Below are 25412 nucleotides of genomic sequence, written 5' to 3' on the forward strand. Positions count from 1 at the left end.
AAATGGATCACCTGATCGCCCAAATCAACAACGTGGGACCGGCCCTGCTGGGTCCGACCCTGTTCACGCTGGTGTGGACTCTGGTCAAGATCCTGGTGGTGATGGTGCCGCTGCTGCTGTGCGTGGCCTACATGACCTACTGGGAGCGCAAGCTGATCGGCTGGATGCACGTGCGTCTGGGCCCCAACCGTGTGGGTCCGGCCGGCCTGTTGCAGCCCATCGCTGACGCCGTCAAGCTGATCTTCAAGGAAATCTCGACCCCGTCCAAGGCCAACAAGGCGCTGTTCTACCTGGCCCCGGTGATGACCATCATGCCGGCGCTGGCCGCCTGGGCGGTGGTGCCGTTCTCGCCGGAACACGTGCTGGCCAACGTCAACGCGGGCCTCTTGTACCTGATGGCCATTACCTCGATGGAAGTCTACGGCATCATCATCGCCGGCTGGGCCTCCAACTCGAAGTACGCCTTCCTGGGTGCCATGCGCGCCTCGGCGCAGATGGTGTCTTACGAAATCTCCATGGGCTTCTGCCTGGTGGTGGTGCTGATGGTCACCGGCAGTCTGAACATGACCGATATCGTGCTGGCCCAGACCAAGGGTCAATTCGCCGGCATGGGTCTGAACTTCCTGTCCTGGAACTGGCTGCCGCTGCTGCCGATCTTCGTGATCTACTTCGTCTCCGGCGTGGCCGAGACCAACCGTCACCCGTTCGACGTCGTGGAAGGCGAATCCGAAATCGTGGCCGGTCACATGATCGAATACTCGGGCATGTCCTTCGCCATGTTCTTCCTGGCCGAATACGCCGCGATGATCCTGATTTCGATCCTGACCGCACTGCTGTTCTTCGGCGGCTGGTCGGCACCGCTGGCAGCACTGGACTTCATCCCGGGCTGGATCTGGCTGGGCTTGAAGACCTTCTTCTTCCTGTCGCTGTACGTGTGGATCCGCGCATCGTTCCCGCGCTATCGCTATGACCAGATCATGCGTCTGGGCTGGAAAGTGTTCATCCCGCTGACCCTGGTGTGGCTGGTGGTCGTGGCGATCTGGATCCAGTCGCCCTGGAATATCTGGAAATAAGTTGGAAGGCTGAGGCTAAAAATGGAAGCTATTAAGGATTTTTTCGGCAGCCTGATGCTCCGCGAACTGTTCAAGGGCCTGGCCCTGACCGGTCGCTACCTGTTCAAGCGCAAGATCACCGTGCAGTTCCCCGAGGAAAAGACGCCGATGTCGCCGCGTTTCCGCGGCCTGCATGCGCTGCGCCGTTATCCCAACGGTGAAGAACGCTGCATCGCCTGCAAGCTGTGCGAAGCGGTCTGCCCGGCGATGGCCATCACCATCGAATCCGAGCAGCGTGAAGACGGTACCCGTCGTACCAGCCGCTACGACATCGACCTGACCAAGTGCATCTTCTGCGGTTTCTGCGAAGAGTCCTGCCCGGTCGACTCGATCGTTGAAACGCACATCCTGGAATACCACGGTGAAAAGCGGGGCGACCTGTACTACACCAAGGAAATGCTGCTGGCAGTGGGTGACCGTTACGAAAACGAAATCGCCGCTGCGCGCGCAGCCGACGCCGCCTACCGTTGATCGGTGCTGCCGGGTGGCCCTGTATTGCGGGGCAGCCGGGCAGGGTGGTGCGGGGCTTGCGGCAATGTGTTGGATGTATTGCGATGGATGGCGTGCTTGCGCTGCCCGTGCTGATTGAATGAACCAACTTCTGGTTGATTATGGAATTTAAAACTGTCTTGTTCTACGTGTTCGCGGTGCTGGTGGTAATCTCCGCCGTTCGCGTCATCACGGCCCGCAACCCGGTGCATGCGGCGCTCTTCCTGGTGCTGTCGTTCTTCTCGGCGGCCGGCCTCTGGATGCTGCTCAAGGCCGAGTTCCTGGCCATCGTGCTGGTGTTGGTCTACGTCGGCGCGGTGATGGTGCTGTTCCTGTTCGTGGTGATGATGCTCGATATCAACATGGACAAGCTGCGTGAAGGCTTCTGGGGCTACTTCCCGCTGGCCGCTACCATCGGCGTGGTCATCGTGCTGGAAATGGCGGCGGTGCTGCTCAACAGCTTCTGGGTCGCCGAGTCGCAGGTTCCTGCTGCCTCCGACACGCTGGGTCAGACCAAGCCGCTGGGCAAGCTGATCTTCACCCAATACGTGTACGGTTTCGAAATCGCGGCCGTGATCCTGCTGGTGGCCATCGTCGCTGCGGTCGCGCTGACATTGCGCAAGCGCAAGGACAGCAAGTACTTCGACCCGGCCCAGGCCGTCAAGGTCAAGGCATCGGATCGTGTGCGCCTGGTCAGCATGAAGGCCGAATCCACCCGCAACGAGCAGCCCGCCGATGGCGCCGCTGCTGCGGCCGACAAGCCGGCCGCTGGTCAACAATCTTAAGAAGGGCGCACAAGAATCATGGCAATCACGCTCTCCCACTACCTGATCATCGGCGCGATCCTGTTCGCGATCTCGATCGTCGGCATTTTCCTGAACCGCAAGAACATCATCGTTCTGTTGATGGCCATCGAACTGATGCTGCTTGCGGTCAACATGAACTTCATTGCTTTCTCGCATTACCTCGGTGACGCTGGCGGACAGATCTTCGTGTTCTTCATCCTGACCGTGGCTGCGGCTGAGTCCGCCATCGGTCTGGCGATTCTGGTGGTGCTGTTCCGTAACCTGGATACCATCAACGTGGAAGACCTCGACAGCCTCAAGGGCTGAGTCGGCATCCGCAGCGTCCTGTTTTTGCGTTCTGGTTTGAATTTCATTTAAAGATGGGAGGCCCCCTTGCAGCAGCGCTGCAGGCGGGGCAGCCAATAAGCGATAAGGTTCATCATGGCTGGGCAACTTAACCCACATCTTCTTCTTGCTGTACCCCTGGCGCCGCTGGCAGGCTCGGCCATTGCCGGTCTGCTGGGTACCAAATTCTTCGGCAACGTGGTTGGCCGCAAGGTGTCGCATACCGCGACCATCCTGGGCGTGCTGATCGCCGCCATCATCTCCATCCAGACCCTGCTTGCAGTGCTGGACGGCGCCACCTACAACGGTACGCTGTACAACTGGATGACGGTGGCAGGCCTGAAGCTGGAGATCGGCTTCATGGTCGACAGCCTGACCGCGATGATGATGTGCGTGGTGACCTTCGTCTCCTTGATGGTGCACATCTACACCATCGGCTACATGGCTGAAGATGAGGGCTACAACCGCTTCTTCTCCTACATCTCGCTGTTCACCTTCTCCATGCTCATGCTGGTCATGAGCAACAACTTCCTGCAGCTGTTCTTCGGCTGGGAAGCGGTGGGCCTGGTGTCCTATCTGCTGATCGGTTTCTGGTATACCCGTCCGACCGCGATCAAGGCCAACATGAAGGCCTTCCTGGTCAACCGCGTCGGTGACTTCGGCTTCATCCTGGGGATTGGCCTGCTGCTGGCTTACGCCGGTTCGATGAACTACACCGAAGTCTTCGCCAAGCGCGCCGAGCTGGCCCAGCTGACCCTGCCGGGTACCGACTGGATGCTGCTGACCGTGGCGTGTATCTGCCTCTTCGTGGGCGCCATGGGCAAGTCTGCGCAGTTCCCGCTGCACGTCTGGCTGCCGGACTCGATGGAAGGCCCGACCCCGATTTCCGCGCTGATCCACGCCGCCACCATGGTGACGGCCGGTATCTTTATGGTCACCCGCATGTCGCCGCTGTTCGAACTGTCCGACACCGCGCTGTCCTTCATCCTGGTGATCGGTGCCATCACGGCGCTGTTCATGGGCTTCCTGGGCACCATGCAGAACGACATCAAGCGCGTGGTCGCATACTCCACGCTGTCGCAGCTGGGTTACATGACCGTCGCACTGGGTGCCTCGGCCTACTCGGTGGCCGTGTTCCACCTGATGACCCACGCCTTCTTCAAGGCGCTGCTGTTCCTGGGTGCCGGCTCGGTCATCATCGGCATGCACCACGATCAGGACATGCGCAACATGGGCGGCCTGCGCAAGTACATGCCCATCACCTGGATCACCTCGCTGCTGGGTTCGCTGGCCTTGATCGGCACACCGTTCTTCTCGGGCTTCTATTCCAAGGATTCGATCATCGAAGCCGCGGCCGAGTCGCACCTGCCGGGTTCGGGCTTTGCCTACTTCGCCGTGCTGGCCAGTGTGTTCGTGACCGCCTTCTACTCCTTCCGCATGTATTTCATGGTCTTCCATGGCAAGGAGCGTTTCGGCCAGGCCCACGGCCATGATGATCACCACGCCCCCGCTGCGGCGCACGGCGTGCATGACGACCATGCGCACGATGCCCATGACGATCACGGTCACGACGACCATCATCACGGCCTGGCTCCGGGTCAGAAGCCGCACGAGTCGCCGCTGGTGGTGACACTGCCGCTGATCCTGCTGGCCATTCCCTCGGTCATCGTCGGTTTCTTCGCGATCTCGCCGATGCTGTATGGCGACTTCTTCAAGGGTGTGATCTTCTTCGGCGAAAACCACAAGGTCATGGAAGAGCTGGCCCACGAATACCACGGCCCGGTCGCCATGGTGCTGCATGCCTTCACCAGCGCGCCGCTGTGGCTGGCCATCTCCGGTGTGGTCGTGGCGTACTACTGCTACATGATCAACCCGCGTGTACCAGCCTGGTTCAAGGAAAAGTTCAGCATCATCTACACCATCCTGGACAACAAGTACTACATGGACAAGTTCAACGAAGTTGTCTTCGCCGGCGGTGCCCGCCTGCTGGGCAGTGGACTGTCCACCGTGGGCGACCGTGGCATCATCGACGGCCTGTTCGTCAACGGCAGCGCCAAGGTCGTCGGCTGGTTCTCGAAATTCACGCGTCTCTGGCAGTCCGGTTACATCTATCACTATGCGTTCGTGATGATCATCGGGGTGCTGGGTTTCCTGGTGTGGTTCATGCCGTTCCCGTTCGCCAAATAAGCTGTCCGAGTAAATAACAACCATGATGCAGTCAACATTTCCCATCTTGAGCCTCGCGATCTGGGTACCGATCGTCTTCGGCATCCTCGTCCTGGCACTGGGCCGCGACAGCAATCCGGGCCTGACCCGCTGGCTGGCGTTGTTCGGTTCGCTGGTCGGCCTGGTCGTTACTTTCCCGCTGATCCAGCATTTCGATCCGCTGGCGCACGGTTACCAGTTCGTCGAAAAGACGCCCTGGATCGACCGCTTCAGCATCAGCTACTTCCTGGGCCTGGACGGTATCTCGCTGTGGTTCGTGCCGCTGACCGCCTTCATTACGGTCATCGTGGTGCTGGCCGGCTGGGTGGTGATCCAGAAGCGCGTGGCTCAGTACATGGGTGCCTTCCTGATCCTCTCCGGCATCATGATCGGCGTGTTCTCCTCGCTGGATGCGATGCTGTTCTACGCCTTCTTCGAAGCGACCCTGATCCCGATGTTCATCATCGTGGGCGTCTGGGGTGGCGACAACCGCGTGTACGCAGCCTTCAAGCTGTTCCTGTACACGCTGTTGGGTTCGCTGCTGATGCTCATCGCCCTGATCTACCTGTACTACGTGTCGGGAGGCAGCTTCGAGATTCCGACCTGGCATCAGGTGCCGTTGTCGATGCTGGAACAGAAGATCCTGTTCTTCGCCTTCCTGGCTGCCTTCGCCGTGAAGGTGCCGATGTGGCCGGTGCACACCTGGCTGCCTGACGCCCACGTGCAGGCGCCCACCGGTGGCTCCATCGTGCTGGCGGCGATCATGCTCAAGCTGGGTGCCTACGGTTTCCTGCGCTTCTCGCTGCCGATCCTGCCGGACGCCAGCCATGCGCTGTCGGGCTTCATGATCTTCCTGTCACTGGTGGCCGTGATCTACATCGGTCTGGTGGCCCTGGTCCAACAGGATATGAAGAAACTGGTCGCCTATTCGTCGATCGCCCACATGGGCTTCGTGACCCTGGGCTTCTTCATGTTCAACGACATGGCCCTGCAGGGCGGTATCGTGCAGATGATTTCGCACGGCTTCGTGTCCGGTGCGATGTTCATGTGTATCGGCGTGCTGTATGACCAGATGCACACCCGTGAGATTTCCCAGTACGGCGGTGTGGTCAACAAGATGCCGCGCTTTGCCTTCTTCTTCATCCTGTTCTCGCTGGCCAACTGCGGCCTGCCGGCCACTTCCGGTTTCGTTGGCGAATTCATGGTGATTCTGGGTGCGGTGAAGTTCAATTTCTGGATTGGTCTGTTGGCCGCTACCGCTCTGATCCTGGGCGCGGCGTACTCGCTGTGGCTGGCCAAGCGCGTCATCTTCGGTGCCGTGAGCAACCATCACGTGGCCGAGCTGGTGGATGTGAATTCCCGCGAATTCCTCATCCTGGGCCTGCTGGCGATCGCTACCCTGGTCATGGGTATCTATCCCGGCATCATCACCGACAGCATCCAGACCTCGGTGACCGACCTGCTGAAGCATGTGGCGGTCTCCAAGATCAACTGATCTGCGCAGTCTAGAGAAGTGAAGGGCGGGGCGCTCGCGTCCCGCCGATAACCAAGCTGGGCAACAACGAGTAACGAGACGAGCCGGTGTGGCATTGCCGGTCGGGCGGCGCGATCAAGGTCGCGACACAAGCGGGCGTACACAAGCGGTAGTAACTAAATGAATAACATGAATCTGATCCCTGTCTATCCGGAAATATTTCTGCTGATCGCGACCTCCGCGATCCTGCTGATCGATATGTTCCTGCCGGAAAGCAAGCGCGTCATCACCTATCTGCTGTCCCTGGCGGCGCTGGTGGTATGTGCGGTACTGAGCTTTGCAGACCTCAATACGGGCGCCACGGTCTACACGTTCAACAACATGTTCGTGTCCGATCCGCTGTCGAACCTGTTGAAGCTGTTCACCTACCTGGGGGTGGGCGTCACGCTCATCTACTCGCGCCAGTACAACACCGCGCGCGGCATCACCGGCGGCATGTTGGGCGGTGAATACTATGCCCTGGCGCTGTTCGCGCTGCTGGGCCAGATGGTCATGATTTCCGGCAACAGCTTCCTGTCGATCTATCTTGGTCTGGAACTGATGTCGCTGTCGCTGTATGCCCTGGTGGCGCTGCGTCGTGATCACGCCGCTTCCACCGAAGCCGGCATGAAGTACTTCATCCTGGGTGCGCTGGCTTCCGGCTTCCTGCTCTACGGCATGTCCATGCTGTACGGCGCGACCGGCGGTGCGCTGGAATTGAACGAGGTCTTCCGCGCCATCGTCTCCGGTACCGTGGACCGTACCCCGCTGGTGTTCGGCATCGTGTTCGTGGTGGCTGGCCTGGCCTTCAAGCTGGGTGCCGTGCCCTTCCACATGTGGGTACCTGACGTCTACCAAGGCTCGCCCACTCCGGTGACCCTGCTGCTGGGTGCCGCTCCGAAGCTGGCGACCTTTGCCATCACCTTCCGTCTGCTGGTCGAAGGCATGCTGCCGCTGGCCGTGGACTGGCAGCAGATGCTGATGGTGCTGGCCGTGCTGTCCATCATCCTGGGCAACGTGACCGCCATCGCACAGACCAACATCAAGCGCATGCTGGCCTACTCGACCATCTCGCACATGGGCTTCATGTTGCTGGGCATGATGTCGGGCGTGGTCGATGGCAACCTGTTCTCGGCCGTCAACGCCTACAGTTCTTCGCTGTTCTATGCGGTGACCTACGTGATCACCACCCTGGGTTCCTTCGGCGTCATCATCCTGCTGTCGCGTTCTGGCTTCGAAGCCGATACCCTGGAGGACTTCAAGGGTCTGAACCAGCGTAGCCCCTGGTTTGCGGCCGTGATGATGATCATGATGTTCTCGCTGGCCGGTATTCCGCCGCTGGTGGGCTTCTATGCCAAGCTCTCGGTGTTGCAGGCCGCCATGGCTACGGGGCAGATCTGGCTGCCGGTGCTGGCCGTGATCTTCTCGCTCATCGGTGCTTTCTATTACATCCGCGTGGTCAAGGTGATGTACTTCGATGAGCCCACCGATACCAGCAAGATCGTCGCCACGCCGGAAATGCGCGTCGTGTTGAGCCTGAACGGCATTGCTGCCCTGGCCATCGGCCTGTGGCCGGGACATCTGATGGATGCCTGCACCAATGCCATCGTCAGCACCCTGGCGACCTTCCTCAGCAAGGTCGTGGCGTAAGGAGGCAGGGAAATGAACGTTTCCCTGTTCAGCTGGATCGTGATCCTGTTGGCCGCCCTGGCGGCCAATTTGCCTTTCTTCAACCAGCAACTCTTTGGCCTGATTCCCTTGAAGAAGGAGGCGGCCTGGGTCAAGCCGATCTGGCTGCGCCTGGTGGAACTGCTGGTGCTGTATTTCGTCGTCGGCGTGGTCGCGCATCTGCTCGAAGGCGGCATCGGCAACGTCTTTTCGCAGGGCTGGGAATTCTATGCCGTCACTGCTTGTCTTTTCCTGGTACTGGCCTATCCGGGCTACGTGATGCGCTATCTGCGCAAGCAGCACGCCTGAAACGCTCTGCAAGAGGCGCCGGTCAGTGACTGGCGCCTTTTTTCTGGTGTCTGTCCCCTCGCGGCGGCCAGTCGTTCTTCCTCTTCAACTCCACTCCCTCGCTCACATCATGGACGCTCATCTCAAAGAGACGCAGAAAGACACTCGCCAGGTCTACGACGGCCATTTCCTGAAGGTCCAGAAGGACACCATCGTGCTCCCCGATGGCAAGCAATCCACGCGTGAATATATCAAGCACCCTGGTGCTGTAACGGTGCTGCCGCTGTTCGATGATGGTCGTGTGCTGATGGAACGGCAGTTCCGCTACCCGCTGGACCGCGTCTTCATCGAATTCCCGGCCGGGAAGATCGACCCGGGCGAAGATACTCTGGACTGCGCCAAGCGTGAACTGAAGGAAGAAACAGGGTATACCGCGACCGAATGGCAATATGTCTGCACCATCCACAACGCCATCGCCTATTCGGATGAACATCTGGTGCTGTACCTGGCGCGCGGCCTGAGCGAAGGGGAGCGTGAACTGGACGAGGGTGAATTCCTCGACATCTACAAGGCGCCGCTGGCCGAGCTGCTGGAACAGGTGCGCAATGGCCAGATTACCGATGTGAAGACCGTGATCGGAGTCTTCTGGCTGGAGAAGATCGTCAACGGCAGCTGGACACCGCCGGAGCGTCCGGCAGGCGTCTGAGAGCAGGGCTGGTCCAATGAAAAAGCCGCATCCCGTGACGGAGGCGGCTTTTGTTTTTGCGAGACGGGGCAGGGCGCTTACATGCCCGAGTAGTTCGGCCCGCCGCCGCCTTCCGGCGTCACCCAGACGATATTCTGTGTCGGATCCTTGATGTCGCAGGTCTTACAGTGCACGCAGTTCTGCGCATTGATCTGCAGGCGGTCGGAATTGTCCTCGTTCTTCACGAATTCATAGACACCTGCCGGGCAATAGCGCGATTCCGGGCCCGCGTACTTGGCCAGGTTCACTTGCACCGGAACGTTCTTGTCCTTCAGCGTCAGGTGCGCGGGCTGGTCTTCACCGTGGTTGGTATTGGAGATGAAGACTGAAGACAGGCGGTCGAAGGTCAGCTTGCCGTCCGGCTTCGGATAGGCGATCGGTGCGAAGTCCGAAGCCGGGCGCAGGCATTCGTGGTCGGCGTGGGTATGGCGCAGGGTCCATGGCGCCTTGCCACCGAAGAGCACCTGGTCGATACCGACCAGCAGGGTGCCGGTGATCAGGCCCTTGCTCATCGAGGGCTTGAAGTTGCGCGCCTTGTGCAGTTCTTCCTTCAGCCAGGAAGCCTCGAAGGCTGCCGGGTAAGCCGCCAGCTCGTCGGACTGGCGATTCTCGCCCAGCGCCGTGAAGGCGGCGTCTGCGGCCAGCATGCCGCTCTTGATCGCGGCATGGCTGCCCTTGATGCGCGAGGCATTGAGGAAGCCCGCATCGCAACCCAGCAAGGCACCGCCAGGGAAGACCAGCTTGGGCAGCGATTGCACGCCACCCGCAGTAATGGCACGCGCGCCATAGGAGATGCGCTTGCCGCCTTCGAAGAACTTGCGGATCTCCGGATGCGTCTTGTAGCGCTGAAATTCCTCGAACGGCGAGAGATACGGATTCTGGTAGGCCAGTCCCACGACGTAACCGACGGCGACCTGGTTGTTCTCCAAGTGATACAGGAAGGAACCGCCGTAAGTGTCATTGGCCAGCGGCCAGCCGGCGGTGTGAACCACCAGGCCGGGCTGGTGCACTTCGGGCTTCACTTCCCACAGTTCCTTGATGCCGATGGCATAGGTCTGGGGATCACGGCCGGCATCGAGCTTGTACCTGGCGATGAGCTGCTTGCCCAGGTGGCCGCGCGCACCTTCGGCGAAGAAGGTGTATTTCGCATGCAGTTCCATGCCCAGCTGGAAATCACCGGTCGGTTCGCCTTCCTTGTTGATGCCCATGTTGCCGGTGGCCACGCCCTTGACCGAACCATCCTCGTGATACAGCACCTCGGCGGCCGGGAAGCCGGGGAAGATCTCCACGCCCAGTGCCTCGGCCTGCTGGCCCAGCCAGCGGGTGACATTGGACAGCGAGATGACGTAGTTGCCATGGTTCTGGAAACAGGTCGGCAGCAACCAGTTCGGGGTCTTGTAGGCCTTGGTCTCGGAGAGGAACAGGAAGCGGTCCTCGCTGACCGGCGTATTCAGGGGTGCACCTTGCTCCTTCCAGTCAGGAATCAGCTCGGTCAGCGCGCGCGGGTCCATTACCGCGCCGGAGAGGATGTGGGCGCCGACTTCGCTGCCTTTTTCCAGCACGCAGACCGACACTTCCCGGTTCTGTTGCGCAGCCAGCTGCTTGAGGCGAATCGCCGCCGACAGGCCGGCAGGGCCGCCGCCGACGATGACCACGTCATATTCCATCGATTCGCGAGGGCCGTATTGTGCGAGCAAGTCTTGAGAAGAAGTCATGGGTGTCCCGTGTTATGTGAACTGCCTGTTTTTCGAACGATCGTGCTATTGTTAAGTATTTTTCGAAGGAACGCTAGAGGGAATGGCGATTTCGCCGCCATTTTTATTCAGCTTCTGGCGTTTATGTCTGAAACAATGCACGCAAACGGCGTCCCGTGTCGGCAGCAGCCTTCAGCAGAGACCGATCCGGAGGGTTTTCCGCAGGTGCCGTATTTTATGGGATTTTTCCGACCGGGCTCATGCCTGATTGGATCGAGTTGATCCGTCATTGCCAGCTTGCATCAGGTGAATGCCCGGCCGTTAGCGAGTGCATGACTCCGTAATGACGCAGAAAACGCGCGGTGATGAGGGATGCCACTGCGTCGTAAATGCGACAGCTCCGGCATGTCGCGCATGAAAAAAATTACATTCATTGATGAATCAAACCGGGAAAGGACCCACGATGAGCAGTCACGAAGCCGCCGCAACGAAGCCCTTGTATGTCTCGCAGCAACGCATCCGCTGGGGCGACATGGATGCCTTCGGCCACGTCAACAACACCCTCTATTTCCGCTTCATGGAGCAGTGTCGCATCGAGTGGCTGGAAGAGGTCTTCGGGCCCACCATTGCGGGCGAGCAAGGACCGGTGATCGTCAACGCCCACTGCAATTTCCGGCGTCAGATGAAGTATCCCGCCAGCATCGTCGTGGAGATGGGCGCAGGTCATCTGGGACGCACGAGTGTGGAAACTACGTATATCATCCGCGACGCCGCCGATGAGCAGATCATTTATGCTGACGGTGCTGCAAAAATCGTCTGGGTCGATTTCAAAAAAGAGAAATCCACTGCACTGCCTGACCAGCTGCGACAGCTCCTGACAAGCTTGTAAGTTTGGCGCAAGGAAACTGGGACAGAATCGGCCCCGACACTCCCGCAAGGATTCGCCGCAGAGCGAAGGGAGAGCGGAGAATTCGTTCACACGGAGCGATTTTCAAAAGCGCTACGCTCGCTTGCGTGCTAGCCAACAATTACATTCTGGAGGATGACATGAGCTACAAGACCCAAACCTTTGTTGCCGCGGCCCTGATGAGCCTGGCCCTGACTTCGCAGGCGGCCGATCCGATCAAGATCGGCGTTTCCGGCCCCTATACCGGCGGCTCTGCCCCGATGGGCGTGTCCATGCGTGACGGCGTCAAGCTGGCCGTGGCCGAGATCAACGCTGCAGGCGGCCTGCTGGGGCGCCAGATCCAGCTGGTCGAGCGCGATGACGAAGCCAAGAACGAACGTGGCGTGCAGATCGCACAGGAACTGATCAACAAGGAAAAGGTGGTCGCCACCGTCGGCTTCATCAACACCGGCGTGGCTCTGGCCTCGCAGCGCTTCTACCAGGAAGCCAAGATTCCGGTGATCAACAACGTGGCCACCGGCACCGTGATTACCAAGCAGTTCGAGAAGGATAAGGACAACTACATCTTCCGCACCTCGGCCGCTGACAAGATCCAGGCCAAGATGATCGCTGACGAAGCGGTCGACAAGCAGAAGTTCACCAAGGTTGCCATCCTGGCTGACTCCACCAACTACGGCCAGCTCGGTCGCGAAGACCTGGAAAAGGTGCTCACTGAAAAGAAGATCACCCCGGTGGCCGTGGAGAAGTACAACATCAAGGACGTGGACATGACGGCTCAGCTGCTCAAGTCCAAGCAAGGTGGCGCTCAGGCCGTGCTGACCTACGGCATCGGCCCGGAACTGGCCCAGATCGCCAACGGTATGGAAAAGCTGAACTGGCACGTGCCCATCATCGGCAGCTGGCCGCTGTCGATGGGCAACTTCATCGACAATTCCGGCAAGAACGGCAATGGCGCCCGCATGCCGCAGACCTTCATCCAGGACGGCAGCACCCCCAAGCGCAAGGCCTTCATCGAGGCCTACCAGAAGGCCTACAAGGTTGACCGCATGCCCTCGGCCGTCTCGGCTGCCCAAGGCTACGATTCCATCTTGCTGCTGGCTGCCGCCATCAAGCAGGCTGGCACCACCGATGGCGACAAGGTCCGCGCTGCGCTGGAAAACCTCAACACCAAGGTCGAAGGCGTGGTTACCACCTATGACAAGCCGTTCACCCACACCGATCACGAAGCCATCAAGCCTTCCATGGTCGTGATGGGCGAGGTCAAGAACGGCCGCGTCATCCTCGGCAAATAAGAATCGACTCGCTTCACGCACAGTAGTCGAAGAGGCCAGTCCTTGCGATCCGGGGGCTGGCCTTTTTTACACGATCTGTTGACGATCTTTTAACGGCGCCGGTCACGGCTGCCGCAGGATCGTTGCAGCTCTACGCCGCCACCCGGCGGTAGCCGCTTCTTGGAAATCACAATGGACATCCTCTTACAACTGGTCTTCTCCGGGATCGCGCTCGGCATGATTTACGCCGTGATCGCCTTCGGTTACCAATTGACCTTTGCCACGTCCGGCACGCTCAACTTCGGCCAGGGTGAAGCCCTGATGCTGGGCTCACTGGTCGGGCTTTCCGTGGTGGGCAACATCCACGGCGGCCCTTATCTCAATTACTGGCTGATGATTCCAGTCGTGCTGGTCTTCGGTGCACTGCAAGGCATGTTTGTCGAATGGATAGGGGTGCGCCCGGCCATCAAGATCAAGTCGGAATTCGGCTGGATCATGTCCACCATCGCACTGGCCATCATCTTCAAGAACGTCGCCGAAAACATCTGGGGCAAGGACGATCTGCCTTTCCCGTCGCCGGTTTCCGACGCGCCGTTCCAGGTCTTGGGCGCCAACGTGCAGCCCATGCAGGTGCTGGTGGTGATCGGTGCCTTGCTGATGATGGCCGCGGTCGAATTGTTCAATCGCAAGTCGATCTACGGCAAGGCCGTGGTGGCCACCTCCAACGACCGCGATGCGGCCGGGCTGATGGGCATCAATACCAGCATGGTGATCACTTTTTCATATGCCCTGTCGTCCGCCACGGCCGCCTTCGCCGGCGTACTGGTGGCTCCGCTGACGCTCACTGGCGCCACCATGGGCGCGGCACTGGGTCTGAAGGCCTTTGCGGTGGCCATCATCGGTGGCCTGACATCAGGCATGGGTGCCATCGTCGGCGGTCTCATTCTCGGTGTGGCCGAGACCTTGACCGGCTTCTACATCTCCACCGGCTACAAGGAAGTCCCGGGACTGCTGCTGCTGCTGCTGGTCCTGGCGGTAAAACCTGCAGGCCTGTTCGGCAAAACTGCGATCAAGAAGGTCTGATGCCATGAACAAGAAAATCCTGCTGCTATCCTTGCTGGGCATTGTCGCGTTGGGCGGCATTCCCATGGTGGTGCACAATCCGTATTACCTGCACCTGATCGAAACCATCCTCATCTACGCCATCCTGCTGTTCGGGCTGGACATCGTGGTCGGTTATACCGGCCAGGTCTCGCTGGGTCATGCGGGCCTCTTCGGTATCGGCTCCTATGCGGCCGGCGTGCTGTTCTTCAAGCTGGGCATGCCGATCTTCGTGACGATACCGGCTGCCATTGCCGTCACGGCAGTGTTCGGCGCCATCCTGGCCTTGCCGGCGCTGCGCGTGACTGGCCCCTATCTGGCCATGGTGACCCTGGCTTTTGGCACCATCATCCAGATCCTGATCAACGAGATGAGCTTCCTCACCGAAGGTCCGATGGGTATCAAGCTGGACAAGCCCATGATCGGTGGAGAGAAGATGAGTGAAGTGCAGTTCTTTTACCTGGTGGCGGTCTTGATGGTGATCTCGATGCTGGTGGTGCATCGCGTCCTCAAGTCCAACCTGGGGCGTGCCTTCCAGGCGCTGCGTGACAGCCCGATCGCATCGGACTGCATGGGCGTGTCGGTGTATCGCTACAAGGTCTATGCCTTCATCATCAGCGCTGCGCTGGCAGGTCTGTCCGGGGCCCTGTATGCGTATTCGGAAGAGTACATCTCGCCCAATACTTACAACTTCGAACTGACCATTCTGTTCCTGTTGGCGGTGATCATGGGCGGTCGCAAGTCTCGTATCGGTTCGCTCATCGGAGCACTGATCGTGGTGATGCTGCCTAGTCTGCTGTCCGACATTGCGCTGTTCCGCCAGATCGCCACCGTGCTGGCGTTGATTGTGGTGGTGGGCGCTGGCTTGCAGGTCGCGCGCAAGACCAGGACTGTGCGCGGCGTGGCCGTGCCGGTGGTCGCGACCATCGCCATGGCAGCCTTCTCCTACAAGCTGAAAGACATCACCGACTGGCGCCTGACCATCTTTGGTTTGATGACCCTGTTCGTGGTGTATTACCTGCAGGATGGCATTGTCGGCTTCTGCCGCAACCTGTTCGGTCGCATGCTCACCAAGCATGTACCGGTAGCGCAGCAGATCGCTGGTGATAAAGAACGTGCCGTCATCACTACCGATTCGGTCAAGGATCAGGGCGCCACGCTGTTGAGGGTCAACCAGATCCTGATGCAGTTCGGTGGTCTGAAAGCCTTGAACCGAGTGGATCTGGATGTGCGCAAAGGGACCGTGCACGGCCTCATTGGTCCCAATGGTTCCGGCAAGAGCACCATGATGAACGTCTTGACCGGCATCTATCGTCCTACCGACGGCGTGGTGGAATACGATGGCCGACCGATCTCCGGCAGTGTGCCCTCGGCCATCGCCCTGGGTGGGGTGGCACGGACTTTCCAGAACGTGCAACTCTTCGGTGAAATGACTGCGACCGAAAACGTTCTGGTGGGCCTGCATCACACCTTCAACAGCAACGTCGTCGACGTCATGGTCAACACGCCGCGTTACGTCCGTGAAGAACAGGCCGCGCGCGAACGGGCTGCTGCCATCCTGGAGTTCGTGGGGCTGGCCAACCTGGCCAATGAAGAGGCGCGCAACCTGCCTTACGGCAAGCAGCGCCTGCTGGAGATCGGCCGCGCACTGGGCCTGAACCCCAGCCTGCTGCTGCTGGATGAACCGGCGGCAGGCTTGACCGCACCGGACATCAAGGAGCTCGTCGCCATCATCCGCAAGATCCGCGAAGCCGGCATCACCATCATCCTGATCGAACACCACATGGACGTGGTCATGTCGATCTGCGATACCGTCACCGTGCTCGACTTCGGCCAGAAGATCGCCGAAGGCAAGCCGGCCCAGGTCCAGGCCGACCCCAAGGTCATCGAAGCCTACCTCGGCAGTGGCGCAGGCGATGCCCACGACAACACATCCAGCCCCGCGGGAGCCTGAACATGCTGACCATTTCCAATTTGCACGCCGCTTACGGCAAGGTCGAGGTGCTGCATGGCATCTCGATGGACGTCCCCAAGGGCAAGGTAGTCACCCTGATCGGTTCCAACGGCGCCGGCAAGACCACGACCATGCGCGCCATCTCCGGCATGATCAAACCGAAGGGCGGGGAAGTCACGCTCGGCGGCAAGAACATCACCGGGCTGGATTCGCACCGCATTGCCCGCTACGGGCTGGCGCACTCGCCGGAGGGCCGGCGCGTCTTCGCCACCATGAGCGTGACCGACAACCTGCTGCTGGGCGCCTTCCCGCGCTTCACGCGCGCGCGTCCCAAGGGCGATATCGCGCATGACCTCGAGCGGGCGCTGGAGCTGTTCCCGCGCCTGAAGGAAAGGCAGACCCAGCTGGCCGGCACGCTCTCTGGCGGCGAGCAGCAGATGCTGGCCATGGCACGCGCTGTGATGTTGAATCCGGAGGTCATCCTGCTGGACGAGCCCTCGATGGGGCTGGCACCGATCCTGGTGGACGAGGTGTTTCGCATCATTTCGCGGCTCAAGGAGCAGGGCGTGACCATGCTGCTGGTGGAGCAGTTCGCGGCGGCCGCACTCAATGTTGCGGACTACGGCTATGTGTTGGAGAATGGCAAGATCTCCGTTCACGGACCCGCCGACAAGCTGCAGAACGACCCGGCGGTCAAGGCCGCCTATCTGGGCGGCGGCGCGCATCACTGACCGGCTGCGGTTGTCGGCAGCCTCAGCCATGCGCCTGACGTGATACTTGGGCTCGCACGTCGCGCAAGCTGATAGCGTGTCCGGTATATTGAGGGGGAGCCATACCCCCTTGAAGGCTGATTCAGGCGCACCCCCCGGTGCGCCTTTTTATTGGTGCTGGTCATCGAACCTTCTCAGACAGGGCGGTCCGGCAGAAAGACAAGCTGTACAAACTGTGCAGTCAGAGGAGCAAGCATGTCCGCAGGGGAGCAGACGACTGTCGAGATGCCGGGCGCGGTCTTGTTTGCCAGCCTGTGGGGCGGGCCGCTGGCCGGGCGCGTACCCATCGTGCTGTTGCACGATTCGCTGGGCGCGGTCGCCTTGTGGCGGGACTTCCCGGCTCGCCTGGCGGCGTACACGGGCCACCCCGTGATCGCCTACGACCGTCCGGGTTTCGGCCGGTCCACGGCGCGCAGCGATGCTCTCACCCTGGACTTCATTGCTGCTGAAGCGCACACGTCGCTAGCGGCCGTGTTGCGCCATTTTGGCGTGGACGAGGTCATCTTGTTCGGCCACAGCGTGGGGGGTGGCATGGCGGTGTCGGCTGCGGCGCAGTGGCCGCGGCGGGTGCTGGCCGTCATCACCGAATCGGCGCAAGCCTTCGTTGAGGATCGGACCCGGCAGGGCATCGAGGACGCGCGCGCCAGCTTTGCCGACCCGGCGCAACTGGCGCGCCTGGCGAAATATCATGGCAACGACCTGCAGCAGGCGCGCTGGGTGCTTTCTGCGTGGACCGACACCTGGCTCTCGGCGGACTTTGCCAACTGGTCGCTGGCGCCCATGCTGGCGCAGCTGGCATGTCCGTTACTGGCGCTGCATGGCAATCTGGATGAGTTTGGAAGTCTGGCGCATCCGCGCATGATGGCAAGCCTGCCATCGGCGTTCCCGGGGCAGGGGCAGTATCAGGTGCTGGCGCAGTGTGGTCATGTCCCGCACCGCGAGCAGACGGATCAGGTGCTGCGGACGGTGAAAGAATTCCTGCTGCTGCACGGCCTGCACTGAACCCGTGAGCAACCCCCTTTATTCTTCACTTTGCCGCTAGTTGTAGTGCGCGCGCCCTCAGTCGAGCGGATGCTGCCGACGATATGCCTGCAGTCCCAACAAATACATCGTGCGGACAAACAGTGCGCGGGAACGGTAGGTTTGTCGCGCCAAGAGGTCAGCTTCCTCGAATTCCGCCTCATTTAATCGAAAATTCACCAGACGCGTCGCCCCTTTTGCGGGCTTGCGTTCGTTTTGTTGCTTGGGTGCCATAAGATGTCTCCTCGCTGTTGGACTGAAAGCAATATTCTAGGAGAGGTCCTTTTCATATGTCATCGAATAAAACTGAATTTTTGACAATACTTGGTGATCGTCTTGCACAAGAGCGCGGCCGCTGCGGTCATACCCAGAAATCGGTAGCCGACCAGCTCGAGATCACGGCGCGTACGCAGATCAAGTACGAGATCGGTGAAACCGCACCGGACGCCTACTATCTACACGGCCTGGGGGAGATCGGCGTCGATATCACCTATGTGCTGACCGGTGTGCGTGGCGCCACGCCCAGTGCCGAAGAGAGTGAATTGCTGTCCTGTTACCGCGCGGTGGATGCCACCACCCGCAGTGCGTTGGTGCAGCTCTTGTCGGGGCTGTCGAAGATGTCGAAGGGGAAGAAGAAGCGCGATTTCCCGACGGCGACCGAGACCCGACGTATCCGGCCCGGACGACAACGCAAGGTGACCGTCGCACAGCCGGTGGTGGAGGGGGCTGATTCGCCGGAGGCAGGGTCTGCTGACCATACCGGGCGCATGCGGCAGTGGCCTGGCGATAAATAAGACGTTCAGCAGCAGGGAGGGGGCAAGATTGTCGTCGCAACGGTGATCGCGAGGGGCCGCGGTCCACATTCAACCAGTCCACAGAAACAAAAAAAGCACCACGATTGCTCGTGGTGCTTTTTGTTGTTGGTGGGGCGTCACAGATTCGAACTGTGGACCTACGGATTAAGAGTCCGCTGCTCTACCAGCTGAGCTAACGCCCCGTGGTGCGCCTGAAACCATCAGGTCGACCGGGAAGTGAAAAAGGCCTCGGTGCAAGAGGCCTTTGAAATTTTGGTGGGGCGTCACAGATTCGAACTGTGGACCTACGGATTAAGAGTCCGCTGCTCTACCAGCTGAGCTAACGCCCCGTTGCTGCACTTCCTTGTTGCTTCAGTGCTGCAAGAGAGAGCGCATTATAGGAGGGAGGTCGGGGTGGCGCAAGTCTTTTCTCGAAAAAGATGAAAATATTTTATCTCTTGCGCATCGACACCACGCCGCGCCGCATTTTTCGCCCTAGAAGCCGGCCTTGATCCCGTTGACCCAGGATTTGGCCGGCAACCTGGTCTGGCTCTCGATGAGTGCCGCACGCGCATACAGTTCGGGGAAATCGAATGTCACCGCGCCCTTGAAGGCCAGTGCCACGACGTTGCCGTCATGGACTTCGGGCAGCGAGACCACGGTATCGAAAGCATATTCCATGGCCCGCAGGTTCTTGGCGTAGCTGGGATGATCGCCAAAGAGGTTGACCGTCATCACCCCGCCCGGTGCCAGGCTATCATGGCAGGCCTGGTAGAACTCGGCGCTGTCGAGCACCGGTCCGCGCGCGGTGGCGTCATAGAGATCGACCTGCAGGGCGTCGATGATGCCGTGGCTGGCAGCGTGGACGATGAAGTCCATGGCATCGCTTTCGATGATCATCAGGCGCTCGTCCGGCTCCGGCAATTTGAACATGCTGTGACAGATCGCAATGACGGCCGGGTTCAGCTCCACGGCCGTCACCTGTGCCTGCGGGAATTGACGGTAGCTGAACTTGGTCAGTGCACCCGTGCCCAGGCCGAGCTGTACGATGTGGCGCGGTGCGCGGTTGAAGAGCATCCACGCCATCATCTGCTGGGCGTATTCCAGTTCGATCCAATCGGGTTTGCGGATGCGCATCGCACCCTGCACCCACTCGGTCCCGAAATGCAGGTAGCGTACGCCTTCCAGTTCGGAGAGCGTCACGGGGGCATATTTGGGTTTGCGCGGTTTGCTGGCGTCAGCTTCCAGCTGTTGGCGGCGACGATTGGGGCCGGCCTTGGTGTTGGCCTGGGCTTCGATGGATTTTCTTCGGATGAGCATGATATGAATGAAACGGCGCGGCAGCCGGGGAGGCCGCCTGCGGATGCCGAATGATACCTTGCCTTGGCGACTTGTCCGACACGGCCATCATCCAGCGCATGGCCATCCGGCGGCCGCGAAAAGTGATCCAGGCAGTTTTTGCCTCCATTTTGCGCATCGATACTGCTCAGCCTGACCGGCCTCCATTACACTTCGACCATGCTCAAGAACCTCATCCTCTGCCTGAAGCTGGCCATCGTCTTCTGCGCCATCGTGTTTTTCGCGAAGGCGTTGCAGTATTTGATCTTCAATGGCGGGTTTTCGGGGGAGTTTTATGACTACCTGTTCCTCAGGAAGTGATTTAAAGAATGCTTGACATGTGCATGTGCTAAGTGCAGCTTTGGGTCATCGCAGGAGGCGACCCATGCGCACAGTCCACTTTACTGGCGCCCGCAGCAACCTCAAGAACGTGATTGATCGCGTCGTCGAAGATGCCGATGTGACCTTGATCACCCGGCGGGATGCCGGTATGCGAAGCCACTGACGATCAGCGCAATGCAGCCCGCCAGCGCGCCCGCTTGTCTTCATACCCCAACGCCGCATGCGCCGGACTGCTCGACGGCAGCACCACCACCCGATAGTCCTGCGCCTTGGCGCCCAGCGCCTTGGTCCCGATCTTGCCGGCGGTCCCACCATTGAAGGCGATGGTCTCCAGTGCAGGCAGTCTGGCGATCAGCGTCAGCAAGTCATTGCCGCTGTGATCCCTGATTTCGCTGTCCAGACTGCCGATACGCCTGGCTTGGGCGATCACGTCCCACAAGCCGATGCGATGCTGCAGCAAGCTGGCCAGCCTGGCGGCATAGTCCATTGCGTAAAGGTCGACCCCGATCACTTCGCCGACCAGCCGCCAGAACGCATTGCGCGGATGCCCGTAATACTGCCGGATCGCCAGCGAAGCCGCTCCCGGCAGGCTGCCCAGGATCAGGATGCGCGTATCGGGTGCCACCACCGGCGCAAAGCTGGCCAGCAAGGGATCAGTTGCAGATGTATCTGCATCGTGGTCAGCATCAGCATCAGCGGCGGAGGAAGGGCGAGCAGGCATGGAAACGGCTGGGATGAAAAGAATTTCAGCAAGCGCTACCCGCATCGCAGTGCGTGCACAATGGCGCGGCTGCAGAGGCGTCAGGCTTGCGGCAAAATGCACAAGAATTCACATCTTAGCGTAAGCTGCCTTGGCGTCACGCGCCGGGCCATTCATTCAAGGGAAACTGAACATGACAGATAAAGTCATCATCGTCACCGGCGGCAGCCGTGGCATCGGCGCGGCCACCGCGCTGCTGGCAGCCCAACGTGGCTACGCGGTCTGCGTCAACTACGTCTCCAACCGTGAGGCTGCCGAATCGGTGGCCGGGCAGATCCGCGCCGGCGGCGGCCGCGCCATCACCGTCGCGGGCGACGTCTCCAAAGAGGAGGACGTGCTGCGCCTGTTCACCACCACCGACCAGGAGCTGGGCCGCGTCACCGCCCTGGTCAACAACGCCGGCATCCTGGAGCACCAGTCCCGCCTGGACGCCATGAGCGCCGAGCGCATCACCCGCGTGCTGGTGGCCAATGTTACCGGCAGCCTGCTGTGTGCGCGCGAGGCGGTCAAGCGCATGTCCACCCGTCACGGCGGGCAGGGCGGGGCCATCGTCAACCTTTCGTCGATGGCGGCCAAGTTGGGTGGTCCGGGGGAATACGTCGACTATGCCGCCTCCAAGGGCGCCATCGATGCCTTCACCATCGGCCTGGCCAAGGAAGTGGCTGCCGAGGGCATTCGCGTGAACGCCGTGCGTCCCGGCCTGATCTATACCGACATCCACGCCAGTGGTGGCGAAGCGGGCCGTGTCGACCGGCTCAAGGATGCCGTCCCCATGAAGCGCGGCGGCACCGCCGAGGAAGTGGCCAACGCCATCCTGTGGCTGCTGTCGGAAGAGTCTTCCTATGCCACCGGCACCTTCATTGACGTCTCCGGCGGCCGCTGAAGCTACGCCCGCTCATTGAACGAGGAGCTCCCATGGACAGCACCAGCACCGTCTCCCCGCGCCGCATCGATGTGCTGCTGGCCCGCTATGCCGAGAGTCATCGTCATCCGATGAATGAACTGATCCACTGCATCTGTGTGCCGGCCATCGTATTTTCGCTGCTCGGCCTGTGCTGGATCGTGTCGCCCGCCGTGGCCCTGGTGGTGGCCGCCGCTGCGCTGGCCTACTACCTGCGCCTGTCGCCGCCCTTTGCCGTAGGCATGCTGGCCATGTCGGCGGTGATGCTGGTGGTGCTGGCGCGATTGCCGCTGGGGGCCGTGCTGCCGGTGTCGGCGACGGTCTTCGTGCTGGCCTGGATCGGCCAGTTCATCGGCCACCGCATCGAGGGCAAGAAGCCATCCTTCTTCGAGGACCTGCGGTTTTTGCTGATTGGGCCCTTGTTCGTGCTGGCCTTCCTGTACCGCCGCTGGCACATCACGTATTGAGGCGCGCCGCAGAGGACAGATTGTCGGCGCGGGACATCTTTGTATTAAGATGTAAAGGAATGTGTGCATCCGCGCCGGATGCGCGATCATGTTGCGTTCGCGCGGACGCCCGAATTCCCCCGCCGCCCGGAGACGGGCCAAACAGTTCTCAGTCGGAGTTTTCAGTATGAAGAAATTGATTTTGATCGCAGCCTTGGGCTCCCTGGTAGCCGGCTGCGCAGTGACACCCAACTCGGCCAGCGTCTACAACACCCGCCAGGCCCAGGGCGAGCAGACCGTGCGCATGGGCGTGGTCGAGTCGATCCGCAACGTCACCATCGACAAGGGTTCAAGCGGCATCGGCACCCTCGGTGGCGCCGCGCTGGGTGGCATCGCTGCCGGCTCCAACATCGGCGGCGGCAACGGCGCGCTGGCGGCCGGCATTGTCGGTGCGTTGGCCGGTGGTGTCCTGGGCAACCAGGCCGAAGCCCACCTGAACAACCGTCCGGGCCTGGAAATCACCGTGCGCCTGGACAACGGCGAACTGCGCGCCATCACCCAGGATGCAGATGAACCTTTCCGCGTCGGCGAGCGTGTGCGCCTGCTGTCCAACGGGCGTACTACCCGCGTGACGCACTGATCGTTGCCAGGCATATGAAGAAGCAGGACTGCGGTCCTGCTTTTTTTTTCGCCGATTTCGCCCATTCATTCAGTTCCGTGCCCAAGGATCAGCAGGTTCTTGCTGCGATGAGGCGTCCGCCGGCCGGTCTCCCTGGGCCGTCTTGCCTGCCTTGGGCACCCACCTGCCGCCAACCGGGTGGCTAAACGCCGATATGAAAGAAAACGCCGCCCGGATAGTCCCCCAGGCGGCGTTCCTGCCCGCCAGGCCAGCGAGGGCGGCGGGCATGCGGCAACAGATGAACAGACTTACTTCGCGGCCATGGCCAGCAGCATGTCGTTCAAGCGCTTGACGAAGCTGGCCGGGTCGGCCAGCGCACCGCCTTCGGCCAGCAGGGCCTGGTCGTACAGGATGTGCGACCAGTCGTCGAAGCGCGCCTCTTCGTACTTCAGGCGTTGCACCAGCGGGTGGTCCGGGTTGATTTCCAGGGTCGGCTTGGACTCTGGCGCAGCCTGGCCGGCCGCCTTCAACATGCGCACCAGGTTGCCCGAGAGCTCGTTCTCGTCGGCCACCAGGCAAGCCGGGGAATCGGTCAGGCGGAAGGTCACGCGTACCTCCTTGGCCTTGTCGCCCAGAGCGGTCTTCATCTTCTCGACCAGATCCTTGTACTCGGCTTGCGTTTCTTCGTGCTGCTTCTTCTCGTCTTCGTTTTCCAGCTTGCCCAGGTCCAGGCCACCCTTGGCCACCGACGCCAGTTCCTTGCCCTCGAACTCGGTCAGGAAGGACAGCATCCACTCGTCCACGCGATCGGTCAGCAGCAGCACTTCCACGCCCTTCTTGCGGAAGATTTCCAGGTGCGGGCTGTTCTTGGCGGCCTGGAACGTCTCTGCGGTGACGTAGTAGATCTTGTCCTGTCCTTCCTTCATGCGGCCCACGTAATCGGCCAGCGACACATTCTGCACCTCGCTGTCGTTGTGGGTGGAAGCAAAGCGCAGCAGCTTGGCGATGCGTTCCTTGTTGGCCGCATCCTCGCCGATGCCTTCCTTCAACACCTGGCCGAACTCGGTCCAGAAGGTGGTGTACTTGTCCTTCTGCGCCTGCTCTTCGCTGTTGGCCAGTTCTTCCAGCAGGCTCAGTACGCGCTTGGCCGAACCGTCGCGGATGGCGCGCACGTCGCGTGACTCCTGCAGGATCTCGCGCGAGACGTTCAACGGCAGATCGGCCGAATCGATCACGCCCTTGACGAAGCGCAGATACACCGGCATCAGCTGCTCGGCATCATCCATGATGAACACGCGCTTGACATACAGCTTGATGCCGCCGCGCTTGTTGCGGTCCCACAGGTCGAAGGGGGCGCGCGCCGGGATGTAGAGCAGCTGGGTGTATTCGCTGCGGCCTTCCACGCGGTTGTGGGTGTAGGCCAGCGGCGCGCCGAAGTCGTGCGAGACGTGCTTGTAGAACTCTTCATACTGCTCGGGCGTGATGTCCGACTTGCTGCGGGTCCACAGGGCGCTGGCCTGGTTGACCGTTTCCAGCTCGTCCTTCTGCACGGTTTCCTTCTTTTCCTCATCCCATTCTTCCTTGTTCATCAGGATGGGCAGGGAGATGTGGTCGGAATACTTGCGGATGATGGACTTCAGTTGCCATGCGGAAAGGAATTCATCTTCGCCCTCACGCAGGTGCAGGATGATGTCGGTGCCGCGACCCGGCTTGTCGATCTGCTCGATGCTGAAGTCGCCCGCACCTTCGGATTCCCAGCGCACGCCTTCGGAAGCGGGCGTGCCGGCACGGCGCGTCTCGACCGTGATGCGATCGGCGATGATGAAGCCCGAATAGAAGCCCACGCCAAACTGGCCGATCAGGGCGGCGTCCTTCTGCTGGTCGCCCGACAGGCGCGAGAAGAATTCCTTGGTGCCCGACTTGGCGATGGTGCCCAGGTGCGAGATGGCCTCGTCACGGTTCATGCCGATGCCGTTGTCGGAGATGGTGATGGTGCGCGCCGCCTTGTCGAAGCTGATCTTGATCTTCAGTTCCGGATCGTCCTCGAACAGACTGCCATCGTTGATGGCCTCAAAGCGCAGCTTGTCGGCCGCATCCGAGGCATTGGAGACCAGCTCGCGCAGGAAGATTTCCTTGTTCGAATACAGCGAGTGGATCATCAATTGCAGCAGTTGCTTGACTTCGGCCTGGAAGCCCATGGTCTGTTTTTCGGTTGCCATGCGGTTGTCCTTATTGAAGAAAGGGATGAGTGAAATAGGCAGAGCTAATCGTCTGTGGGCAGGATATAGGGAGAGACTTGTGGTTTTTCAACCGCATTTTTGTTGTTTTTGTTCTCTCTGTTGCCC

The 25412-nt window shown here is 60.5% G+C and carries 25 protein-coding genes, 2 tRNA genes and 1 pseudogene; 21 read left to right on the top strand and 7 right to left on the bottom strand.

Going from position 1 to position 25412, the window contains the following annotated elements; all coding sequences use genetic code 11:
- The first annotated feature begins 2 nt into the window (after positions 1 to 2).
- The 9 genes from nuoH to HNO82_RS07435 all read left to right on the top strand — a co-directional run bounded on the left by nuoH (position 3) and on the right by HNO82_RS07435 (position 9111).
- Positions 3 to 1073 carry an NADH-quinone oxidoreductase subunit NuoH gene (gene nuoH, locus HNO82_RS07395; RefSeq protein ID WP_008327660.1) on the top strand — a complete coding sequence of 357 codons (1071 nt, stop codon included), beginning with the start codon at positions 3 to 5 and terminating at the stop codon, positions 1071 to 1073.
- 21 nt (positions 1074 to 1094) lie between these two features.
- Positions 1095 to 1583, top strand: coding sequence for an NADH-quinone oxidoreductase subunit NuoI (nuoI, locus tag HNO82_RS07400; RefSeq protein ID WP_008327661.1), 489 nt, complete (start codon positions 1095 to 1097; stop codon positions 1581 to 1583).
- 140 nt (positions 1584 to 1723) lie between these two features.
- On the top strand, positions 1724 to 2386 hold the full coding sequence (locus HNO82_RS07405) for an NADH-quinone oxidoreductase subunit J (RefSeq protein ID WP_034350155.1): 663 nt from the start codon (positions 1724 to 1726) through the stop codon (positions 2384 to 2386).
- Between the two features lie 18 nt (positions 2387 to 2404).
- A complete protein-coding gene (gene nuoK, locus HNO82_RS07410) occupies positions 2405 to 2713 on the top strand; it encodes an NADH-quinone oxidoreductase subunit NuoK (protein WP_006712949.1) in 309 nt (102 codons plus the stop codon).
- A gap of 114 nt (positions 2714 to 2827) precedes the next feature.
- Positions 2828 to 4918: an NADH-quinone oxidoreductase subunit L gene (gene nuoL, locus HNO82_RS07415; protein ID WP_008327675.1), complete on the top strand. Its 2091-nt coding sequence runs from the start codon at positions 2828 to 2830 to the stop codon at positions 4916 to 4918.
- A 22-nt stretch (positions 4919 to 4940) separates the two neighbouring features.
- Positions 4941 to 6431, top strand: a complete 1491-nt coding sequence (locus HNO82_RS07420; RefSeq protein ID WP_008327677.1) for an NADH-quinone oxidoreductase subunit M — start codon at positions 4941 to 4943, stop codon at positions 6429 to 6431.
- Positions 6432 to 6590: 159 nt separating this feature from the next.
- On the top strand, positions 6591 to 8099 hold the full coding sequence (gene nuoN, locus HNO82_RS07425) for an NADH-quinone oxidoreductase subunit NuoN (RefSeq protein WP_034350156.1): 1509 nt from the start codon (positions 6591 to 6593) through the stop codon (positions 8097 to 8099).
- Between the two features lie 12 nt (positions 8100 to 8111).
- Positions 8112 to 8426 (top strand): DUF2818 family protein, encoded by a 315-nt coding sequence (locus HNO82_RS07430; RefSeq protein ID WP_175343245.1) that lies wholly within the window; start codon positions 8112 to 8114, stop codon positions 8424 to 8426.
- A 109-nt stretch (positions 8427 to 8535) separates the two neighbouring features.
- On the top strand, positions 8536 to 9111 hold the full coding sequence (locus HNO82_RS07435; RefSeq protein WP_008327682.1) for an NUDIX domain-containing protein: 576 nt from the start codon (positions 8536 to 8538) through the stop codon (positions 9109 to 9111).
- A gap of 77 nt (positions 9112 to 9188) precedes the next feature.
- Here the strand turns inward: HNO82_RS07435 and HNO82_RS07440 are convergent, their stop codons facing one another.
- Positions 9189 to 10865 (bottom strand): electron transfer flavoprotein-ubiquinone oxidoreductase, encoded by a 1677-nt coding sequence (locus tag HNO82_RS07440; RefSeq protein ID WP_175343246.1) that lies wholly within the window; start codon positions 10863 to 10865, stop codon positions 9189 to 9191.
- A 442-nt stretch (positions 10866 to 11307) separates the two neighbouring features.
- On the opposite strand from HNO82_RS07440, the gene HNO82_RS07445 reads away from it, so the two are divergent.
- The 6 genes from HNO82_RS07445 to HNO82_RS07470 all read left to right on the top strand — a co-directional run bounded on the left by HNO82_RS07445 (position 11308) and on the right by HNO82_RS07470 (position 17849).
- Positions 11308 to 11733: an acyl-CoA thioesterase gene (locus HNO82_RS07445; protein WP_008327685.1), complete on the top strand. Its 426-nt coding sequence runs from the start codon at positions 11308 to 11310 to the stop codon at positions 11731 to 11733.
- Between the two features lie 158 nt (positions 11734 to 11891).
- On the top strand, positions 11892 to 13043 hold the full coding sequence (locus HNO82_RS07450) for an ABC transporter substrate-binding protein (protein ID WP_175343247.1): 1152 nt from the start codon (positions 11892 to 11894) through the stop codon (positions 13041 to 13043).
- A gap of 171 nt (positions 13044 to 13214) precedes the next feature.
- On the top strand, positions 13215 to 14105 hold the full coding sequence (locus tag HNO82_RS07455) for a branched-chain amino acid ABC transporter permease (RefSeq protein WP_175343248.1): 891 nt from the start codon (positions 13215 to 13217) through the stop codon (positions 14103 to 14105).
- Positions 14106 to 14109: 4 nt separating this feature from the next.
- On the top strand, positions 14110 to 16077 hold the full coding sequence (locus HNO82_RS07460; RefSeq protein WP_175343249.1) for a branched-chain amino acid ABC transporter ATP-binding protein/permease: 1968 nt from the start codon (positions 14110 to 14112) through the stop codon (positions 16075 to 16077).
- Between the two features lie 2 nt (positions 16078 to 16079).
- Positions 16080 to 16808 (top strand): ABC transporter ATP-binding protein, encoded by a 729-nt coding sequence (locus HNO82_RS07465; protein WP_008327689.1) that lies wholly within the window; start codon positions 16080 to 16082, stop codon positions 16806 to 16808.
- A 234-nt stretch (positions 16809 to 17042) separates the two neighbouring features.
- Positions 17043 to 17849, top strand: coding sequence for an alpha/beta fold hydrolase (locus tag HNO82_RS07470; RefSeq protein ID WP_175343250.1), 807 nt, complete (start codon positions 17043 to 17045; stop codon positions 17847 to 17849).
- A gap of 57 nt (positions 17850 to 17906) precedes the next feature.
- On the opposite strand, the gene HNO82_RS07475 is transcribed toward HNO82_RS07470, so the two are convergent.
- Positions 17907 to 18101: a hypothetical protein gene (locus HNO82_RS07475; protein ID WP_034350158.1), complete on the bottom strand. Its 195-nt coding sequence runs from the start codon at positions 18099 to 18101 to the stop codon at positions 17907 to 17909.
- A gap of 80 nt (positions 18102 to 18181) precedes the next feature.
- On the opposite strand from HNO82_RS07475, the gene HNO82_RS07480 reads away from it, so the two are divergent.
- The gene (locus HNO82_RS07480; RefSeq protein ID WP_237713525.1) at positions 18182 to 18661 is read left to right on the top strand and encodes a helix-turn-helix domain-containing protein; all 480 of its coding nucleotides are present in this window, start codon (positions 18182 to 18184) and stop codon (positions 18659 to 18661) included.
- 127 nt (positions 18662 to 18788) lie between these two features.
- On the opposite strand, the gene HNO82_RS07485 is transcribed toward HNO82_RS07480, so the two are convergent.
- The 3 genes from HNO82_RS07485 to HNO82_RS07495 all read right to left on the bottom strand — a co-directional run bounded on the left by HNO82_RS07485 (position 18789) and on the right by HNO82_RS07495 (position 19981).
- A tRNA-Lys gene (locus HNO82_RS07485) sits at positions 18789 to 18864 on the bottom strand.
- A gap of 71 nt (positions 18865 to 18935) precedes the next feature.
- Positions 18936 to 19011: transfer RNA gene (locus tag HNO82_RS07490), tRNA-Lys, on the bottom strand.
- Between the two features lie 145 nt (positions 19012 to 19156).
- Positions 19157 to 19981 (bottom strand): class I SAM-dependent methyltransferase, encoded by an 825-nt coding sequence (locus HNO82_RS07495; RefSeq protein ID WP_008327694.1) that lies wholly within the window; start codon positions 19979 to 19981, stop codon positions 19157 to 19159.
- A 198-nt stretch (positions 19982 to 20179) separates the two neighbouring features.
- Here HNO82_RS07495 and HNO82_RS07500 point away from each other — a divergent pair, with 198 nt between their 5' ends.
- Positions 20180 to 20320 (top strand): hypothetical protein, encoded by a 141-nt coding sequence (locus HNO82_RS07500; protein WP_167386284.1) that lies wholly within the window; start codon positions 20180 to 20182, stop codon positions 20318 to 20320.
- Positions 20321 to 20384: 64 nt separating this feature from the next.
- Positions 20385 to 20486 (top strand): annotated as a pseudogene (locus HNO82_RS07505) (type II toxin-antitoxin system Phd/YefM family antitoxin); the annotation flags it as partial.
- A 21-nt stretch (positions 20487 to 20507) separates the two neighbouring features.
- On the opposite strand, the gene HNO82_RS07510 reads toward HNO82_RS07505, so the two are convergent.
- A complete protein-coding gene (locus HNO82_RS07510) occupies positions 20508 to 20990 on the bottom strand; it encodes a DNA-deoxyinosine glycosylase (protein WP_175343288.1) in 483 nt (160 codons plus the stop codon).
- A gap of 244 nt (positions 20991 to 21234) precedes the next feature.
- Between HNO82_RS07510 and HNO82_RS07515 the strand changes: the two genes are divergently transcribed.
- The 3 genes from HNO82_RS07515 (at position 21235) to HNO82_RS07525 (ending at position 23088) form a co-directional block, all read left to right on the top strand.
- Entirely contained in the window at positions 21235 to 21984 is a 750-nt protein-coding gene (locus tag HNO82_RS07515) for an SDR family oxidoreductase (RefSeq protein WP_008327697.1), read from the top strand.
- Between the two features lie 32 nt (positions 21985 to 22016).
- The gene (locus tag HNO82_RS07520) at positions 22017 to 22469 is read left to right on the top strand and encodes an Mpo1 family 2-hydroxy fatty acid dioxygenase (protein ID WP_175343251.1); all 453 of its coding nucleotides are present in this window, start codon (positions 22017 to 22019) and stop codon (positions 22467 to 22469) included.
- Between the two features lie 166 nt (positions 22470 to 22635).
- Positions 22636 to 23088, top strand: a complete 453-nt coding sequence (locus tag HNO82_RS07525) for an outer membrane lipoprotein (protein ID WP_008327699.1) — start codon at positions 22636 to 22638, stop codon at positions 23086 to 23088.
- A gap of 287 nt (positions 23089 to 23375) precedes the next feature.
- Here the strand turns inward: HNO82_RS07525 and htpG are convergent, their stop codons facing one another.
- Positions 23376 to 25286, bottom strand: a complete 1911-nt coding sequence (gene htpG / locus HNO82_RS07530; RefSeq protein ID WP_175343252.1) for a molecular chaperone HtpG — start codon at positions 25284 to 25286, stop codon at positions 23376 to 23378.
- Positions 25287 to 25412 lie beyond the last annotated feature (126 nt).

The organism is Herbaspirillum sp. C9C3, from assembly GCF_013359625.1.
Lineage (GTDB): Bacteria > Pseudomonadota > Gammaproteobacteria > Burkholderiales > Burkholderiaceae_D > Herbaspirillum.